A 17,039-nucleotide genomic window follows, 5' to 3' on the forward strand; every position below is an offset into this window, starting at 1 on the left:
AGCATCCAACAACCTAATTAAGGATGAAATTCTTATTCGGAATATTATCAAAAACAATCTTTATATTCTTCACAAACTTCTGAAGCTCTGAGATAAATGTTTCATTTTCCGTAGTCTCACCATACACATAAAATTGAGTCTCATTGATTCCGAAGCCGATTTTGCTTAATGTAAACATCACAAAATAAAGAAAATCTACTTCCGAATTTACATCCAGATTGTTGTATAAAATCACTTTCTTGCTATCAATGGCAAAAAACTCACACTGATTATGATAAAGATTGATGTGAATTTCCTTTTTATTCTTATGATGAATAGAATTTAAAAACTTTTCTCCTGAAAAATTAAACTTCACAGGGATTGAAAGATCTTTAATTTTATGATAAAAATCTTTGGGAAAAGTATAATAAAACTGAACTTTGAACTTTTTATTCACAGAAAGCATCAGTTCTTCATTTTCCTTATCAACGGGAGCGTTGTATGCAATCAGGTCATATCCGGATTCATGGTCGTTAAAACCTTCAGGCATCAATGTAAAATGATTCAGTGCAGAAATGACGGAAATCTCATCATATCTCTGTTTTAGTAAAACTTCTTCCAGTTTACCGGAAATAAAATTTTCGGGAGATTCTTCGTTGACGAAAAAAGATTTTTCCTCCAGAATGCTTTTATTTTTAGCAATCTGGTAAATCAATCCGTCTTTTGTAAAAAGTAAATGTAGTACGTTCATATTGCAATTGATGCAAATTTAGTGAAATTCTACCATTATTGCCCCCGATTGATGATGCAGAATCTCTTTATTGTAAAAATCCAGACTGGTCTGGCTTTCAAGAACGTCCCACACCATTTTCTGCAAGACACCGTCACCGATTCCGTGTACAATTTCCAGTCTTTTCAAATGATTTTTCCGGCAGAAATTAATGGTTTCAATTAATTTTTCTTTCTGAATGAAAAGTCTCTCAAAACTGTCATAATCATTGGGGTTTTTAACCAGATTATGGAAGTGCAGATCAAGAATTAATGGATTTTTGTCATGCTTTTTAGAAATCACTTTTCTTGGTTCAGCTTTTCTTACGACTTCTATGTTTTCGTAGATAGAAGCATTTTTCGGCACCAGTTTTTCTTTCGGATATTGATAGGTGAAACCATATTCGTCTTTAAAAGTCACTATATTTCCATTCACGGAAGTAATGATTCCGCTCAAATCTTCATCCAATACAGATATTTGATCTCCAATTCTCACACGATAATTTTTTTTTAGAAGCCGGGAACCTGCTTTCCGCTCATACTCCTCACTCCAAGCTTTTTCCTTCGCTTGTTGTGGGGTAACCGCTGCAATCAGGGCTAATTTTATCCTGACAAATTATATTACATCAATAATTATTTAAACCTTCATTCCGAGTTCAATAATAGCCAGATCTTTTATTTCTTCGCCGTCAATCACAAACTGCATCATGGTTCTCATTTTATGCCATCCTTGTTTTCCACAGGCTCCTGGATTGAGATGCAGTAATTTGTTTTTATCATCATACATCGCTTTTAAAATATGAGAATGTCCGGAAATAAATAATCTTGGAGCACTTTCCGATAGTTCTTTTTGAGCTAAAGGAGAATATTTTCCTGGGTAACCACCGATATGAATCATCATAACTTCCGTATTTTCACACATAAATCGGTTCACTTCAGGAAATTCAGAACGGATTTTTGCGCCGTCAATATTTCCGTAAACACCTCTTAAAGGTTTTATTTTCTCAAGCTGCTCAATGATTTCGAAACTGCCAAAATCGCCGCAATGCCAAATTTCATCAGCTTGCTGCGCATATTCTAAAATTCTGTCATCAATATAAGAATGAGAATCGGAAAGGAGAAGGATTTTGGTCATTTTCAATTTTTTATACAGCAAAAGTTACAGAAGAATAGTTGGATAGCATTTCAAAAGATTACAAGATCATTCACTTGGTTTTTGTGAACTTTGAAACCTTACAACAAACAAAATCTTTTGATTCTTTTGCGGTTTAAACAAGTCACAAATTTACTCAATAATCCCGAATTGATTAACTTTGGAAAAATTAAAAAAACAATGAAGCAAAATTTCTCTTTCTTCTTTCTTCTTTTATCTCTTATCTGTTTTGGGCAGGTTGAAGAAAAAAAACTGGACGAACTTATTCAGAATACCTTAAAAACTTTCGATGTTCCGGGAATGTCGGTTGGGATCATCAAAGATGGTAAAATTATATATTCTAAAGGTTTCGGAGTTCGTTCTTTAACAAACAGACAGCCGATGGATGATAATACTCTGGTGGGAATTGCTTCTAATTCAAAAGGTTTTACCTGTGTTGCTTTAGCAATTTTAGCTGATGAAGGAAAGCTGAATTGGGATGACAAAGTTTCAAAATATATTCCTGAATTTCAGATGTATGATCCGTATGTTTCACAAAATGTTACCATCAAAGATTTGGTTACTCATAGAGCAGGATTAGGTTTAGGACAGGGAGATTTGATGTTTTTTCCGGAAGGCGGAAGTTTGACGTTAAATGATATTGTACATAATGTGAGATATTTAAAGCCTGAAAATCCTTTCAGAACGACTTTAGATTACAACAATATTATGTTTATTGTAGCCGGAGAAGTAATTACCAGAATTTCCGGATTAAGCTGGGCGGAATTTATTGAGCAAAAAATAATGAAACCTGTCGGCATGACATCAAGCTTTGGTAGCTACAATAGAGCAAAATCAGTTGTCAACAAAATTGATGCACACGCTCCGGTAGATGGAAAAGCGATTGCCGTTCCTCATGATTGGAATGAGACAGCTAATGCAGCAGGAGGAATTATGAGCAACATCAAAGACATGACAACATGGGCAGAATGCCTTCTGAATAATTTTACAACAAAAGAAGGCAAAAAACTAGTTTCAGATAAAAATATTCAGCAGCTTTGGAGTCTGCAGATTCCAAGTGGAGTTGCAATGAAAAATCCTTATGACACAAGTTTCTATGGATATGGTTTAGGCTGGTTCTTAAGTGATGTAAAAGGGCATAAGCAAATTCAGCATACAGGCGGACTGATCGGAACTGTAACACAGTTTACGTTGATTCCGGATATGAAACTGGGAATTGTTGTTTTAACGAACCAGCAATCAGGAGCGGCTTTCAACACAATTACGAACACAGTGAAAGATTCTTATCTTGGAGTTGCTGATAGAAACTGGCTAAAAACTTATAGTGAAAGAATGAAAAAAATGGAGGAAGAGTTTAATAAGCAGAAAAAAGAAGCATTTGCCAAATCTGACGCATTCAGAAAAGAGAAGCATCTTCATCCAAAACCGGAACAGTTTGCAGGAACTTATAACGACCAATGGTTTGGTGATGTAGAAATTTCTCAAACAGGAAATACTTACAGGATTTTTTGTAAAAACTCACCGAGATTAAAAGGTGAACTGCTACCTTTCTCAACCAATACCTTTCTCATCAAGTGGGATGACAGAAGTTATGATGCTGATGCTTATCTGATTTTTAATTATAATGAAAATGGTAAAGCCGAATCAGTAAAAATGAAAGCGATTTCTGATATTACAGATTTCAGTTTTGATTTTGATGATCTGGATTTGAAGAAGAAATAGTTTTTATAATATTTGTCAATAGAAAACGGGCTGTAGTCCGTTTTTTTGTTTGTATTAAATTGACTTTAGCTTGAAATTAATTTTAGATTTGAAAGTGTTTAACCACCCCGTCAAAAATTCTGTCGAATTTTCGCCACCCCTCCAAAGGAGGGGAATTTTTTCGTTAAACTTTTATTTTCCCCGGTTCGTAGAAGAAAAGCAGTTTTTTTTTAGCCCCTTCAAATTGTGACCATGAATCGCAGCTGATCTCAAAACCGGCAACTCCGCAGGTAGGGAAATGAAAAATATCCTCAGAAATGGAATTGGCAAAATTAGAAATTCCGTTATTGTGAGAGAATAGAGCAACAGAATTCAGACTGTCATCAAGATCATAAATGACAGAGAGAAAATTATTTTCAGAAGGATGATACAGCTTATCATTAGTGGCTGAGTCAAGATGATAAGTCTCATTAAAAATTTTACAAGTATGTAAGGCTCTTACAGCAGGGCTGGAAATCAGATAATCTATATCAATGCTGTTGTTTTTTAGAAATTTAGACATTTTTAAAGCATCGTGCAAACCTTTATCCGCTAAAGGTCTGTCAAAATCATCAGTTTCTTCCGGCCAGTCGCTTTTCGCATGTCTTACGAGTATAAGTTTTTTCATATATAGTTTTTTATTGTTTATTTGCCATAGGATTTTGCTTTGGTTTCTGTTGCTGATGACTCACGTGCAGCTATGGCAATTTTATAGCATTGATTTTGAGAAACATAAAATTAAAGAAAAATTAATTAATAAAAAATATGATTTCATAAAAAAAACTGTGTAATAAATAAAATCAGTAAATTTTATTAAATTTGCAGACTTATGGGACAAATCCTTGCGATTGATTACGGAAAAGCCCGTTGCGGCGTTGCGGCAACAGATGATTTGCAAATTATTGCAAGCGGACTTGATACCGTAGAAACCAAGTTTTTAATGGAATTTTTTACAGAATATTTCAGTAAAAATAAAGTAGAAACTATCGTGGTAGGACTTCCCGTAGATTTGAAAGGTCAGCTTTCTGAAGTAGAAAAGGATATTTTAAGCTTTATTGAAAAATTTAAAACAGAATATCCTCATATTGAAGTAGAAAGATTCGATGAGCGTTTTACTTCAAAAATGGCATCGTTTTTTATATCCCAAAGCGGGAAAAGTAAAAAGCAGAGACAACAGAAAGGTTTGATAGACAAAGTAAGCGCAACGATTATATTGCAGAATTTTTTAGAACAGAAAACAAGATGATTTTACCAATAAGAGCTTTTGGAGATCCGGTTTTAAGAAAAACGGGAAAAGAAATAGATAAAAATTACCCTGACCTTCAGGAGCTGATTGATAATATGTTTGAAACCATGTACAGCGCCAACGGAATCGGGCTGGCTGCACCACAGATTGGTTTAGACATCAGATTATTCATCGTAGATGTAACTCCTTTGGCAGAAGATGAAGATTACGAAGATATCGCAGACGAACTGAAAGAATTCAGAAAGGTTTTTATTAATGCACAAATTCTTGAAGAATCTGGCGAGGAATGGAAGTTTAATGAAGGCTGTCTTTCTATTCCGGATGTGCGGGAAGATGTAAAAAGAAAGAGTACAATTCTGATCGAATATTTTGATGAAAATTTTGTGAAGCATACAGAAACTTTTTCCGATATTAGAGCCCGCGTAATTCAGCATGAATATGATCATATAGAAGGTACGCTTTTTACAGATCATCTGAGTGCCCTCAAAAAGAAACTTGTAAAAGGAAAGCTTACAAAAATTACGCAGGGAGATGTCTCTATCAATTATAAAATGAGATTCCCAAAATAGAAAATATAACTAAGTAAATTATAAAATAGAAAGCCGAAAGCTTTTGTTGAAATTAAAAAATAAAAAAATTATGCTGTTAGAAAAAATAATTTCAATTTCCGGAAAACCAGGACTTTACAAGTTGGTTTCGCAATTGAGAAACGGATTTATCATTGAAGATGTTACTTCAAAAAAGAAAGTGAGCATCGGTAACTCCAGTCAGGTAAGTCTTTTGGATAATATTGCCATGTTCACATTCGACAAAGAGGTGCCTTTGTTTGAAGTTTTTGAAAATATTGCTAAAAATTCCGATTACAAAGAGACTATTTCCCATAAATCATCAGAAGCAGAGCTTACTGAGTTTATGTCGGTTTCTCTTCCCAATTATGATACGGAAAGAGTGTATACATCAGATATTAAAAAATTGGCTCAATGGTATAATATTCTTCACAAAGCAGGATACATTACCCCTGAAAGCTTTGTAAAAGCAGAACCTGAAACAATAGACGGAGAAAAAGTGGAAGAAGTAAGTCTTGATCAGGAGGCTCCGAAGAAAGCAGCCCCTAAAGCTGAAAAGCCGGCTACTCCTAAAGTAAAAGCAAATACAGGTGCAAAAGCAGCTGCAAAAAGTACCCACAGAAAAATGGGATAATTCATTGATCTTTAATTTAAAATATAAGCCTCGTCAGAAATGATGAGGTTTTTTTGTTGGTTTGCTAATATTACCAATTAGTAGTTTCTTGAATTAGGCTAATGTGGAATTTATCTTCCCAATATTTGTCACTAAATTTAGGACCGAACTTAAATTCTTTCGTGGAATATGGCTCATTAATTAAATAATTATCAAGCGTTGTAGTCGCATAAGATTCCTTTATGAAATCCTTTTTACCATTATTTTTTAATTCATAAACTCGATAAACAGTATTGAAATATATTGCACGATAATTTACTATAAAGTAAAATAAATAAGTCTTTTGGATTGTTTTAAACTCTGCGATATAATGATGCGTATTTCCAAAAAAATATTTTTGATCAATAAAATTTTCTTTATTAGGAGATATAGTACCAATATTATATTCGGAAATATATGGATCATAGCAATTTTTAAAAAAGATAATTTTGTTTCCTTTTATTTGAAATGGACATCTTTCTAAAATCAAATCAAAATCTTTTATCATTGCTTTTCCGTTATAGATTGGGTAATTTGAAGAATTTTTGAAAAATATAGAGAATTGATTATTGCTACGAAAAACAAAACCAAGCTCTGGAAGATCAGATCCATTTGAATATTTAATGTATTCGCTTTGAGATTTTAAAGTTTTATTACTATAATTTAACAAATCTTCTGTTTTGCTATCAAGTTTATTATTTAAGGAAATAATAATATTATCAAGAGAATCAGATTCCTTTTTATTTTTAATTTGTAAATTAATTAAATCTTTTTGGGATTTTACAAATGCACTATCTTTTTTCTTTGATTCTATTTTATCATCTTCTGAAGTTTTAAATTGAAAAATGGATGATATGATTGTTCCAATTAGAAATATTCCTATCAAAATATTTTTAATTTTATAGTTTTTAGATTTCTTTTCAATGTCTAAAAACGATGATAATGCTGCTACGATAGCTAAAGTAATTGTGAATAATAGTAAAGTCATTAGTTTTTCTACTAATATAAAAAATTATTTCTACACTAAAATTTGTTTTCAGTTAACCATATAAAGCAATAGACTTTTAAAGTTTAAATAACAAGTTAAAATGTTTACTAAATTTATTATTAACAACTCTCAGGAGTTTTTCTATTCAATCCCCTCAATTCCCACAACCTCACTTTCCATCACCTTTGTTACGCTTTCATTGTCAAACTACTTCAAGGTTACTTTAATTCAGGTGTGTTGTGGTGCAATATTCTTTTATTTCAAGACAAAACAGCTTTCACAAAGATTTCCCGTAAATTTGCATCACTTTGAATTCTTAGAATATGAATACCAAACAGGAAAAACAGGAAGCTTTCGGAAGATTATTAGACATTATGGACGATCTGCGCGAAAAATGTCCATGGGATCAAAAGCAGACGCTGGAATCGCTTCGTCATTTAACGCTGGAAGAAACCTACGAACTTTCGGATGCCATTTTGCAGAACGATTTGCAGGAAATAAAAAAGGAGTTGGGAGATGTGCTGCTTCATTTGGTTTTTTATGCCAAAATAGGCTCTGAGAAAGGAAGTTTTGATATGGCGGATGTTATCAATTCTTTAAACGAGAAATTAATTTTCCGTCACCCTCACATTTATGGAGACACGGAAGTGAAAGACGAAGAAGAGGTAAAACAGAACTGGGAAAAACTAAAACTGAAAGAAGGAAACAAATCCATTTTGGGCGGAGTGCCGAAAAGTCTGCCGAGCCTGGTAAAAGCTTACAGAATTCAGGATAAAGTAAAAGGAATCGGTTTTGAATTTCATGATGCGGAAGATGCCTGGAAAAAAGTAGACGAAGAAATTCAGGAGTTTCATGCAGAAACCGATCTGGATAAAAAAGAACAGGAATTGGGCGATGTCTTTTTCTCATTGATCAATTACGCCCGAATTTCAGGAATCAATCCTGATTCTGCATTGGAAAGAACCAATTTAAAATTCATTTCAAGGTTTCAGAAAATGGAAATTTTAGCTTCGGAGCAAAATTTAAAATTAGCCGACCTTTCTTTGGAAGAAATGGATGTTTTGTGGGAAAAAGCTAAACTTTTACAGTAGATGAAAGTCCAGAACCCCACCCAGAATAGATTTCAATATTTATTGGAGTTCAAACAAACGGAAAGGAAATGGCATTTTCCCTTTCTTGCCGCATTGTGCATCGGGAGTTGCCTTTTTATCGGATATTTTTCTGGAAAACCTAATTACGGTGCACTTTCAAGTTTGGGAGCTTTAACGATTTTATATTTTACTTCAGCTCCGATTACCCAGAGAATGATTCATCTTGCCATCTGTGCTTTCGGCATTGTTTTTTCCTTTACGGTAAGTTCTTTTTTCGGGTTTAATATTTATTTTGCAGCTTTATCAGTCGGAATCATTTCGTTTCTGGCACATTTTATTTCCTCTTATTTTAAAATTCCGCCGCCGGGAAATTTTTTCTTTATCATGGTCGCCGCAATGGCAAGTACCTATAAATTTGATCTTGAAATGATTCCCACCCGAGTAGGACTGGTTGCGATGGGAGCGATATTATCTTGTTCTTTTGCTTTTCTGTACTCTGTTTTTATCGAAAAAAGCAAAATGGCAACTGTTCCCCGAAGAAGCTTTAAGAAAAGAAGATACACAAAATTTGTTGAGAGTACGATCATCGGATTTTTTATGGCACTTACTTTAATGGTAGGTCATCTTTTAGAATTTAAAAATACTTATTGGATTTCCATTGCAACGGTTGCCATCATTCAGGGAAGGAATTTTGAGCATGTGAGACAAAGAAATATGCACAGAATTCTGGGAACATTCATCGGAATTGGTTTTGCTTGGCTGATTCTTGTATTTAATCCTGAAAAGATTATCATAATCTTTATCATCACTATTTTACAGTTTATTATTGAGTTGCTGATCGTAAGAAATTACGGTTTTGCTGTAATTTTTATCACACCATTAACCATTCTTTTGGCAGAAACAGCAAGTGAAACACATCATGATGTGGGGGCTTTAATGACAGCAAGATTGATTGATACTGTCATCGGTAGTCTTATCGGTTTGGCGGCAGGATTTTTCCTGCATCATCAGCAGATTATTAATAATTTAGAGAAAAATATCAGGTTCTCTTATTTTCAGTTTAAAAAATTAAAAAAATAGATATGTTTCGTATTGTGGTTTTATCGTCATTTTTGTTGTTGAGCTGTAATCCTAAAACTCAGGATTCTTCAAAAACAGATGATTTGAAGGTGGAATTTTCTCTTCCTAAAAAACTGAAGGAAGTCTCCGGGATTGCTTTGTCTAAAGATCAAAAAACAATTTGGGCAATTGAAGATGCAGGAAATAAAAATGTAGTCTACGGTTTGGATAGAAACGGAAACCAAATTGCAGATGTTCTGGTGGAAAATACTGAAAACAATGACTGGGAAGATATGACAACAGATTCATCCGGAAATGTTTACATAGGTGATTTCGGGAATAATGATAATGACAGGCAAAATCTTTCGATCATCAAAATAGATTTGAATAACGAGAATCAGACATCGGCAAAAGTTATTCAAACGACAACATTTCATTACGAAGGTCAGACTGAATTTCCACCAAAGAAATCAAACTGGCTGTATGATTGTGAAGCTTTTATAGAAAAAGAAGGTTATTTCTATTTGTTTACCAAAAACAGAAGCAAAGGTTTTGACGGAACTTTTCTGGTGTTTAAAATCCCGAATCAGCAAGGTGATTTTGAGGCAAAACTGGTTGGCAAACTGAAACTTGACGGAGGTTATAATGATGCAGCTATTACTTCTGCAGCGATCAATTCAAAAAATCAGATTATTCTTTTAACGCACAAAAATATTCATGTGTTAACAGGTTTTACCAATGATGATTTTAATGCAGCCAATATTCAGAAAATATCTTTAAACCATAACTCCCAAAAAGAAGCTGTTGTCTTTATTGATGATAAAACATTGATGATTGCCGATGAAAAGGATAAAAAGGAAGGAGGGAATGTTTATAAATTTTCAATTGAATAGTTTCCGGTTTGTCATTCTGACGAAGGAAGAATCTGATCAATAAATATTATTTTAGATTCGTGTGATATTTAGAATGTCTTAAAATGAGATTCTTCATTCCGCTTTGCTTTATTCAGAATGACAAATTTAAAGTTAAAAAAGAGGTGATGCCTCTTAGAAATTCATTCCAAGACCACCGGAAATTCTTCCTCCGTCTTCCCCTACAAAATACTGGATTTTAGCAGAGAAAGATTCCAGAATATTAAGCCAGAAACCTGCACCTGCACCTTGATGCCACTTTTGGGAATATTCATGATCAATCCAGACTCTTCCAATGTCATAACCTACTAAAATTCCTATATTTACCGGGACGATATTATTTTTGACCCTTCCAAAATCCCATCGGATTTCAGAATTATTAGCGAGATAAGATTTTCCTGCAAATCTTTCATTTCTGTAGGCTTTCATCGCATTCTTACCGCCAATTGCGGCTGCCTGAAAAAACTCAAATTGGTTGTTGTTGATCATCATGGCATGAGTAGAATTGGCAAAAACAAATTTTCCTTTTTTGTCAATTCTGTGATAGATGCTCATTTTTCCCGAAAGTGTAGCAAAGTTTCTGTCAAGTTCCTGAAGATTGGTTTTCCATCCTGCGTTGATGAAAAATTCCATTCCCAATGTTGGAAAAGCAGTATTATCAAAATTTTTGAAACTGAAGGTATAATTGGCTCCTGCAAATTGCTGGTCATTAAAGACTTCAGGTCTTACATCGTTTGAAACAGCAATAAAGCGGTCGTCATTTCTCTGCACTTTAGAGTTTTCAAAAGTTAATTGAAATTGATGTTTAAAATTTAGCCAGCTTGTTTTTGAGATAGAAGGAGCAAATTTAATTTGTGAAATTCTGACACGGTTGTAATCCCGATTGTCTTCATCAACATCATTCAGGCTTTCATTTCCTAAACCAAAAAATGTTCTTGCAAAGTAAGGGGTTGTGTACGAAGCATCAACTCCGGCATCCCAACCCCAAACCGCTTTCTTGAAAATTCCTTTGTATTTAAGGTTGAATCCTCCCGTTGCGGTATAAAAATTGGCACCGAAACTGTGTTTCTGAGTAAAAGGATCTCTGATGAAATTATTGACGGTATAATTGGCTACAAATCCCAGAATCACTCCATCGTCCGGATTAAAATTAGCATTAGGGTATCCCGCTACAAAATTATATTTCGGATGTTTCCAGTTGTAGGTATTGATGTGATAATCATCGGTTATTCTTTTAGTGGTATTTTTTGTATTGTATGTATTTTTTTGTGATTTAAAATCATAGATTTTCACCTTTCTTGCGTTAGAAACATGGTAAGTGTCATGATGATAACCACCGATCAGGCGAATGTTGGTTTTAGATTTACCGTTTCCTGAAACTTCATAGATGTCATCCTCTTCAAGCCCGTAAATCCAGAGTTCTTTTGTCTGTTTTGAATGATAAACTTTTTCAAAAACCAATTCTTCCGATTGATCTTTATTGAATTTGAATTGCTTGACTTCTACAGAGTCTTTATGTTTTATGATGACAAATTTGTCACAGTTCACCGTTCCTGCCAAAGGAACTTTTTCCTGAAGAATGTGGTAATAGTCATTGGCGTAAATATCAATTTTCTGCTTCCTGAGCTTCAGTTTTCTTTTGATATCAGCAAGAGTTTCGTCCTGCACTTCTTTTGGGAGGTTATTAAAAGCCTCATCAATATCTTTTTCCGAAAGGTTTTTCTGAATGTATTTTGCCTGAGTTTCCCAGTCTTTTTCATTGCAGTCTTTCAGGAAAAATAAATCTAAAGGATAGGGTTCCATGTTCATCCAGCGTACGTTTTTGATGTCATCTTTAAAAGATTTCATGTGGCGGATCATCGGGATATTCATAATGATTTTGAAAGCGGTACCGTCGTAGTTGCTGAAAGCCTGGTCTCTGTCTTTTGGAATGGGTTTGTAGATGATCTTGTCCCCTTTTTTGTATTCTGCCCATTTCCATTGATCTTCGTGGCGGTCCCAGTCACCGATCAGCATATCAAAAATTCTTGCACGGATATACGTTTCTTTATCTACAGAATATTTGCTGTCTTTCCTCATATTTTTCAGCACATCTGCGGTAGAAAGGATATCAGAAGCATTGTTTAGATACTGCAGCGTTTTTGGGTCGGAAGAAAACCGCTCTTCAATCATATAAAGCTCATCGCCGTAATGCTCATTATATCTTCCCAGAGTTTTTTGTTTCGGAATAAAATACAGTTTCGGATTGCTGTGAAAAAGCCCGATTTTATCAGCCATATTATTGACCGCAAATCCGGTAAACGGATGGTTGGTGGTATAGAAATCAAGAAGAAATCTTTCCGGAAAAGTATTGTTGAGTTCGTTTCCGAAAGTATTTTTCTTAAAAGCCTGTGCGTTGAGAAAACGGACGGCACTTTTTTTAATTCCGCGCATCACAAATTCCTGTCCGTCATCAGCTTTGAGGCGAAGACTGTTAGACTGGTTTCCTCCGCCCTCTCTGAAAGGCGTAAAGCCGCCATTTAAAGAAGCAAGATCTCCAACCTCAGCTTCAATGGGCGTTGCGTAGTATTTTCTGTAATGATTTCCCCAAAGCCAGCGGTAGATACCTCCTCTTTCCGTAAGTCTTTCAGGATAAAGGGTTGATGTTTGAGCCACAGGAAGTTGATCAGGAAAATTATTTTCAAAACCTTTAGGTCTTTCAATTACCGAAATTTGCGTAAGTTTCCTGAGTTGATTATTTATTGTGGAGAAAAATTCGACTTCGGAGCTGTGATCTTTTTTTAGATTCAAAACCGCAAAACCGCTTCCTCCATAAGAAAAACCGGTGTTTTTTACAATCGTGGAAGGATCTGTTTTTGAGCCGGCTCCGCTGATGATCTGGCGGATGTTTCTATCCTGATGATACTGCAGATTGTGATCGTGTCCGGAAACCAGAATGACATTATCTTTATCCTGTATGATACTTTTTATCCTGTTGGCAAAATCAGTATAATGTCTGTTGCTGAGATCTTCCATGCTTACTCCGGAAGAGCTTCTCAGAGTATTGATTAATGTTGCAACTCCCGGAACCGGAATCTTCCCTCTGAGAGGAAAAAGATGGGATTTTGGCGAATTGAAGCCCGCATGAACTCCCGAGCTGATTACCGGATGATGAAGCGCAACAATAATTCTTTTATCCTGATTTTTAATGATTAAATCTTTAAACTCCGTATAAAAATCTTCCTGTGTTTTGATGTCACAGTTTTTATTGATTCCCGGATATTTGTCCCAGTCAATTAAAGACCATTCAGAGTCTATGACAATAAGTTTGATGTCTTTCGTTAAATTGATATCATCAATAGGGCAGGAGTTTTTAGGGAGAAAAGATTTTTTATCTTTCAGGTAAGATTTTACAAAATCTTGCTGTGCTTTCAGACCTTCCAGACCGTGATACCAGTCGTGATTTCCCGGAATTACCAGGGTTTTTCCTTTAAAATCTTTAGTAATGGCAAGCTGGTTTTCCATTTTCTGCTTTGCTAAAGCATATTCCGGATCTGTTTCCTTTGGCATTCCCAGCGGATAGATATTATCACCCAAAAAAATGACCATAGAATTCTGATCTGCGGAATCTAATTTGTTTTTGAGAAACTGCAACGTCTGCTGAGCCTGAATTTCTTCTGCATTTCCGGCATCACCAATGAGAAAAATCTGAAAATCATTGGTCATCTCTGTGGTGTTATTTTGTATTTCCGGCAAGTTTTTCCCCTTTTTTACGTTATAGGTGGCGCAGGATAAAACAAGTACCGAAAACACGATGACTTTTAAGACTGCAGAAATATTTTTCAGAATATATTTAGAAGATAAATTCATACATTTACAATTAGAAAAATTTCGCAATGAACATTCTAGACAAGGCTAAAAATTATGTTGAAAATTTATTCAAAGATAAGTTATCTTCGGTATATTTTTATCACAATTTTATTCATACAACATTTGCGGTCAACAAAGCTGAAGAAATTATAAAGCATTCCGGAATTTCTGATGCGGAAAGAGAAAAAGTGATTCTTGCGCTTTGGTTTCATGACGTAGGATTTACCGACTGCAATGCAGAAGGACACGAAAAAAGAAGCGCAGAACTCATGAAAGATTTTCTGCTGAAAGAAAACTATCCGGAGGAATACATCCAGGAGGTTTATCAGCTTATTCTTTCCACCGAAAAGTATCATCAGCCTCAGAGTTTATTAGAAAAGATCATGAAAGATGCAGATTTCAGTCATTTTGCAAGTCCTTCTTACCATGACACTTCGGAAGCTTTGCGGAAAGAATGGGAGCTTACGGGTGGCACCTGCTTTTCTAATGAAGAATGGAACGAGCTGAATGTTGATTTCTTAAAAAACAAACACCAGTATTTTACCGATTATGCTAAAGAACACTGGGAACCCCTGAAGCTGAAAAATGTGAAAAAGCTTGAAAAAAAGCTGAATAAGGAAGATAAACAAAGCAAAGATAAAGAAGCAGAAAAGAAAGACCCAAAATCTGACAGAAGCGTGGATACCCTGTTCAGAGTTACTCTGAATAACCACACCCGCCTGAGCGATATTGCCGACAGCAAGGCAAATATTTTATTGTCGGTAAATGCCATCATTATTTCTGTGTGCCTGTCTGTTTTGGTGCCGAAGCTGGATACTCCGAAGAATGTGCATCTGATTATCCCGACATTTTTGTTGCTTTTTTCAAGTGTTCTTACCATTGTTTTTGCGATACTTTCCACAAAACCGAATGTCACCAAAACCCATTTTACAAAGGATGATATTGCCCAACGAAAAGTAAATCTTTTGTTTTTCGGGAACTTTCACCAGATGCTTTTTGATGATTATCATCATTCGATGAGAGATATGCTGAAAGACCGCGATTATATCTACGATTCGATGATCAAGGATCTGTATTTTCTGGGAAAGGTTTTAGACAGGAAATATAAGCTGCTTTCTACGACGTATGCTATTTTCATGGCAGGGATTATTATCTCGGTGCTGGCTTTCGGGTATGCGTTTCTGAGTTTATAATCTAGGTTTTAAATAAAAAAAACATCCGCATGAGTTAAAAATTAATGCGGATGTTTATATAATAGGAAGCCTGTTCCTTTTATACCTGTGGATTTTCGGGAGCAGATGATGATGAGGGGTCGGCTCTGTTGACCAGCAACCTGTTGTACTGATCGGTGAGCGCATTGAGCTGATTGATCAATGGCTCATACGGAGAAGGCGGATTTTCTACCAGAAGATGCAGGGCATCAATCCTGTCGCGCAGGGCATAGTAGGCGGTATTGGTTTCATCTCTTTTCAGTTTGAGGGTTTCCGGACTGGCGTCACCATATTCCTGTGTTCGGGAAAGATATTTCGTATTGAACTCTTCATTGGCGGTTTTCAATTCGCTTGCCCATGATGCAAGACCGAAAGAAGTAACGGCGGCAGCAAGCTCGGGTTTGTTTTCCCAGTCGCGCAGAAGGTTGTTGAGGGTTGCGGTTTCTGCCATATAATTCAGTCTTGCGATGCCGCTGCCGTACAGCTCCATATTGGTGAGGAGCAGCTTTGCGTTCTGCTGCTTTTCGGTTTCAAAATGGTAGGTATTGCCAAGCAGGAAATAATAAATACCGTTGATGGCGTTGTCTCTTCTTTCGTCAAGTATAAGAAGCTCCTGAGTTTTTTCACTGGCAAGAGCTTTTTTGTACAAGGCTTCAAGCTCCGTGATTTTTGCCGTAAAGGCAGAGAGTTTGGCGTCAATCCCAAGCTGTGTAGGGTTATTCTGGTTAATGATTCCTAAATAGTCTTTTACATACTGCAGATATTCTGCGTTGCGGAGTAATTTTAATTCAATTGCATTCATATTTTTATAAAATTATGTTTTGTAGTTGAGGGAGAAATGTTGTTACGGAGCTGGGTCAGCCTTTCCCGCTTACCGGAAAGCTTCTTACTAGGGTGTAAGAGACTTTCCCGGTTACCGGAAAGTCTGTTGCACGGGTGCAGGAGGCTCTCCGGAAGAGGATTTTATGAGTTGCTGCCCTGCGACCGGCTCTTCCAGAATTCTACCTGCTCTTTCAGCTCTTTGATGCGCTCTTCGTATTGCTCGACCAGTTTTCAGGAAATTGATTTTGATAGATGAAGCCATTATTTCCTCCTTGAGTGTTATCATAATTAAATGAAATAGAATCACCACTCAGAAAATCGAGCACACTGGTCTGTAGTGCCTGTGCAATGCTTTCTACCTGCTGAAAATCGGGCTTGCTTTTATCGTTCTCGAAATTGGAGTAGGTTTTTTGCGAAACCTGCAGCAGATCGGCAAGATACTCCTGCGTAAAGTTTTTGCTGATTCTTGCTTTTTTCAGTTTTTCTCCTAATGTCATAGCGCCGTGTATTTTTTTCAAAAGTACATAAATTTTCTTTTAGTAAAATAATACGGAAACCAGTAATTTTCTTCCGTTTGTTTTTCGAATATTTGTCACATATTTGTAGAGTAATAAAATTTTTATATCTTTAAACCATTAAAACATAAATGCTTATGAAAAAACATTTATTTCTCAGGCTCTGCCTGATATTCCTTATCGGTGTCTCGGCGTTCTCCTGCCGCACCGAAGAATTTCACAACGAAGAAGAAGCGCACGGCAGCACAGGCTTGCGACTGACTTCCAAAAGAATTTCCCTTAACGAAGCTAAGCACAAAGCACAGCTTCTTCCTGAGCTTCAAATAGCAGAGGTTGAGATTAAATCCTATGCAAAGAAAAATGCTAAAGGGAAAATTAATTACGCCGATGGAGTATCTATTGATACCGATGACGTGATCTATATTGAGAACGGACCCAACTATCACACCTATACCTTTCATATTGTCCGGGATAATGCTCCCGCAGATG

17 protein-coding genes are annotated in these 17,039 nt (G+C 35.7%); 9 read left to right on the forward strand and 8 right to left on the reverse strand.

The genetic code is table 11. The features are described 5' to 3' along the window. Positions 1–13: 13 nt before the first annotated feature. From FOL89_RS14600 to FOL89_RS14610, 3 genes are all read right to left on the reverse strand, one after another. Complete coding sequence (locus tag FOL89_RS14600) at positions 14–730, reverse strand: DUF3822 family protein (protein ID WP_144283531.1); 717 nt, start codon at positions 728–730, stop codon at positions 14–16. A gap of 18 nt (positions 731–748) precedes the next feature. Continuing rightward, positions 749–1,243 carry a Smr/MutS family protein gene (locus FOL89_RS14605; RefSeq protein ID WP_144283532.1) on the reverse strand — a complete coding sequence of 165 codons (495 nt, stop codon included), beginning with the start codon at positions 1,241–1,243 and terminating at the stop codon, positions 749–751. Positions 1,244–1,384: 141 nt separating this feature from the next. Next, on the reverse strand, positions 1,385–1,882 hold the full coding sequence (locus tag FOL89_RS14610; RefSeq protein WP_144283533.1) for a metallophosphoesterase family protein: 498 nt from the start codon (positions 1,880–1,882) through the stop codon (positions 1,385–1,387). A gap of 198 nt (positions 1,883–2,080) precedes the next feature. Between FOL89_RS14610 and FOL89_RS14615 the strand changes: the two genes are divergently transcribed. After that, the gene (locus tag FOL89_RS14615) at positions 2,081–3,622 is read left to right on the forward strand and encodes a serine hydrolase (RefSeq protein ID WP_144283534.1); all 1,542 of its coding nucleotides are present in this window, start codon (positions 2,081–2,083) and stop codon (positions 3,620–3,622) included. A 163-nt stretch (positions 3,623–3,785) separates the two neighbouring features. Here FOL89_RS14615 and FOL89_RS14620 read toward each other — a convergent pair whose 3' ends face one another. Continuing rightward, on the reverse strand, positions 3,786–4,268 hold the full coding sequence (locus tag FOL89_RS14620; protein ID WP_144283535.1) for a SixA phosphatase family protein: 483 nt from the start codon (positions 4,266–4,268) through the stop codon (positions 3,786–3,788). A gap of 201 nt (positions 4,269–4,469) precedes the next feature. On the opposite strand from FOL89_RS14620, the gene ruvX reads away from it, so the two are divergent. From ruvX to FOL89_RS14635, 3 genes are all read left to right on the forward strand, one after another. After that, positions 4,470–4,886 carry a Holliday junction resolvase RuvX gene (gene ruvX / locus FOL89_RS14625; protein WP_144283536.1) on the forward strand — a complete coding sequence of 139 codons (417 nt, stop codon included), beginning with the start codon at positions 4,470–4,472 and terminating at the stop codon, positions 4,884–4,886. After that, positions 4,883–5,455, forward strand: coding sequence for a peptide deformylase (def, locus tag FOL89_RS14630; RefSeq protein WP_144283537.1), 573 nt, complete (start codon positions 4,883–4,885; stop codon positions 5,453–5,455). The genes ruvX and def overlap by 4 nt, the downstream gene beginning before the upstream one ends. 70 nt (positions 5,456–5,525) lie before the next feature. Further along, positions 5,526–6,086 carry a DUF5606 family protein gene (locus FOL89_RS14635; protein ID WP_144283538.1) on the forward strand — a complete coding sequence of 187 codons (561 nt, stop codon included), beginning with the start codon at positions 5,526–5,528 and terminating at the stop codon, positions 6,084–6,086. 70 nt (positions 6,087–6,156) lie between these two features. Here FOL89_RS14635 and FOL89_RS14640 read toward each other — a convergent pair whose 3' ends face one another. Continuing rightward, positions 6,157–7,092: a hypothetical protein gene (locus FOL89_RS14640; RefSeq protein ID WP_144283539.1), complete on the reverse strand. Its 936-nt coding sequence runs from the start codon at positions 7,090–7,092 to the stop codon at positions 6,157–6,159. A 323-nt stretch (positions 7,093–7,415) separates the two neighbouring features. On the opposite strand from FOL89_RS14640, the gene mazG reads away from it, so the two are divergent. Genes mazG through FOL89_RS14655 form a run of 3 tightly spaced genes read left to right on the forward strand, consistent with a single transcriptional unit; the run spans position 7,416 to position 10,135 of the window. Next, the gene (gene mazG / locus FOL89_RS14645; protein ID WP_144283540.1) at positions 7,416–8,183 is read left to right on the forward strand and encodes a nucleoside triphosphate pyrophosphohydrolase; all 768 of its coding nucleotides are present in this window, start codon (positions 7,416–7,418) and stop codon (positions 8,181–8,183) included. Continuing rightward, entirely contained in the window at positions 8,184–9,263 is a 1,080-nt protein-coding gene (locus FOL89_RS14650; RefSeq protein WP_144283541.1) for an FUSC family protein, read from the forward strand. A gap of 2 nt (positions 9,264–9,265) precedes the next feature. Beyond that, on the forward strand, positions 9,266–10,135 hold the full coding sequence (locus FOL89_RS14655; protein ID WP_144283542.1) for a hypothetical protein: 870 nt from the start codon (positions 9,266–9,268) through the stop codon (positions 10,133–10,135). 153 nt (positions 10,136–10,288) lie between these two features. Here FOL89_RS14655 and FOL89_RS14660 read toward each other — a convergent pair whose 3' ends face one another. Then, on the reverse strand, positions 10,289–14,002 hold the full coding sequence (locus FOL89_RS14660) for a metallophosphoesterase (RefSeq protein WP_144283543.1): 3,714 nt from the start codon (positions 14,000–14,002) through the stop codon (positions 10,289–10,291). Between the two features lie 26 nt (positions 14,003–14,028). Between FOL89_RS14660 and FOL89_RS14665 the strand changes: the two genes are divergently transcribed. Then, positions 14,029–15,195: a Pycsar system effector family protein gene (locus FOL89_RS14665; protein WP_144283544.1), complete on the forward strand. Its 1,167-nt coding sequence runs from the start codon at positions 14,029–14,031 to the stop codon at positions 15,193–15,195. A 79-nt stretch (positions 15,196–15,274) separates the two neighbouring features. On the opposite strand, the gene FOL89_RS14670 is transcribed toward FOL89_RS14665, so the two are convergent. Both FOL89_RS14670 and FOL89_RS14675 read right to left on the reverse strand, forming a co-directional pair. Continuing rightward, positions 15,275–16,015 carry a DUF6261 family protein gene (locus FOL89_RS14670; protein ID WP_144283545.1) on the reverse strand — a complete coding sequence of 247 codons (741 nt, stop codon included), beginning with the start codon at positions 16,013–16,015 and terminating at the stop codon, positions 15,275–15,277. A 211-nt stretch (positions 16,016–16,226) separates the two neighbouring features. Then, entirely contained in the window at positions 16,227–16,553 is a 327-nt protein-coding gene (locus FOL89_RS14675; RefSeq protein WP_228444931.1) for a helix-turn-helix domain-containing protein, read from the reverse strand. A 134-nt stretch (positions 16,554–16,687) separates the two neighbouring features. On the opposite strand from FOL89_RS14675, the gene FOL89_RS14680 reads away from it, so the two are divergent. After that, on the forward strand, positions 16,688–17,039 hold a 352-nt coding region (locus tag FOL89_RS14680), incomplete at its 3' end, for a hypothetical protein (RefSeq protein ID WP_144283546.1).

The organism is Chryseobacterium echinoideorum (genome assembly GCF_007474535.1).
Classification (GTDB): Bacteria; Bacteroidota; Bacteroidia; order Flavobacteriales; family Weeksellaceae; genus Chryseobacterium; species Chryseobacterium echinoideorum.

Bases quoted from the DNA above. Each gene is read 5' to 3' on its own strand.
- FOL89_RS14620 (WP_144283535.1), bottom strand. From the start codon at position 4,268: ATGAAAAAACTTATACTCGTAAGACATGCGAAAAGCGACTGGCCGGAA.
- FOL89_RS14615 (WP_144283534.1), top strand. From the start codon at position 2,081: ATGAAGCAAAATTTCTCTTTCTTCTTTCTTCTTTTATCTCTTATCTGT.
- FOL89_RS14660 (WP_144283543.1), bottom strand. From the start codon at position 14,002: ATGAATTTATCTTCTAAATATATTCTGAAAAATATTTCTGCAGTCTTA.
- def (WP_144283537.1), top strand. From the start codon at position 4,883: ATGATTTTACCAATAAGAGCTTTTGGAGATCCGGTTTTAAGAAAAACG.
- FOL89_RS14665 (WP_144283544.1), top strand. From the start codon at position 14,029: ATGAACATTCTAGACAAGGCTAAAAATTATGTTGAAAATTTATTCAAA.
- FOL89_RS14650 (WP_144283541.1), top strand. From the start codon at position 8,184: ATGAAAGTCCAGAACCCCACCCAGAATAGATTTCAATATTTATTGGAG.
- FOL89_RS14670 (WP_144283545.1), bottom strand. From the start codon at position 16,015: ATGAATGCAATTGAATTAAAATTACTCCGCAACGCAGAATATCTGCAG.
- FOL89_RS14610 (WP_144283533.1), bottom strand. From the start codon at position 1,882: ATGACCAAAATCCTTCTCCTTTCCGATTCTCATTCTTATATTGATGAC.
- ruvX (WP_144283536.1), top strand. From the start codon at position 4,470: ATGGGACAAATCCTTGCGATTGATTACGGAAAAGCCCGTTGCGGCGTT.
- FOL89_RS14640 (WP_144283539.1), bottom strand. From the start codon at position 7,092: ATGACTTTACTATTATTCACAATTACTTTAGCTATCGTAGCAGCATTA.
- FOL89_RS14635 (WP_144283538.1), top strand. From the start codon at position 5,526: ATGCTGTTAGAAAAAATAATTTCAATTTCCGGAAAACCAGGACTTTAC.
- FOL89_RS14655 (WP_144283542.1), top strand. From the start codon at position 9,266: ATGTTTCGTATTGTGGTTTTATCGTCATTTTTGTTGTTGAGCTGTAAT.
- FOL89_RS14600 (WP_144283531.1), bottom strand. From the start codon at position 730: ATGAACGTACTACATTTACTTTTTACAAAAGACGGATTGATTTACCAG.
- mazG (WP_144283540.1), top strand. From the start codon at position 7,416: ATGAATACCAAACAGGAAAAACAGGAAGCTTTCGGAAGATTATTAGAC.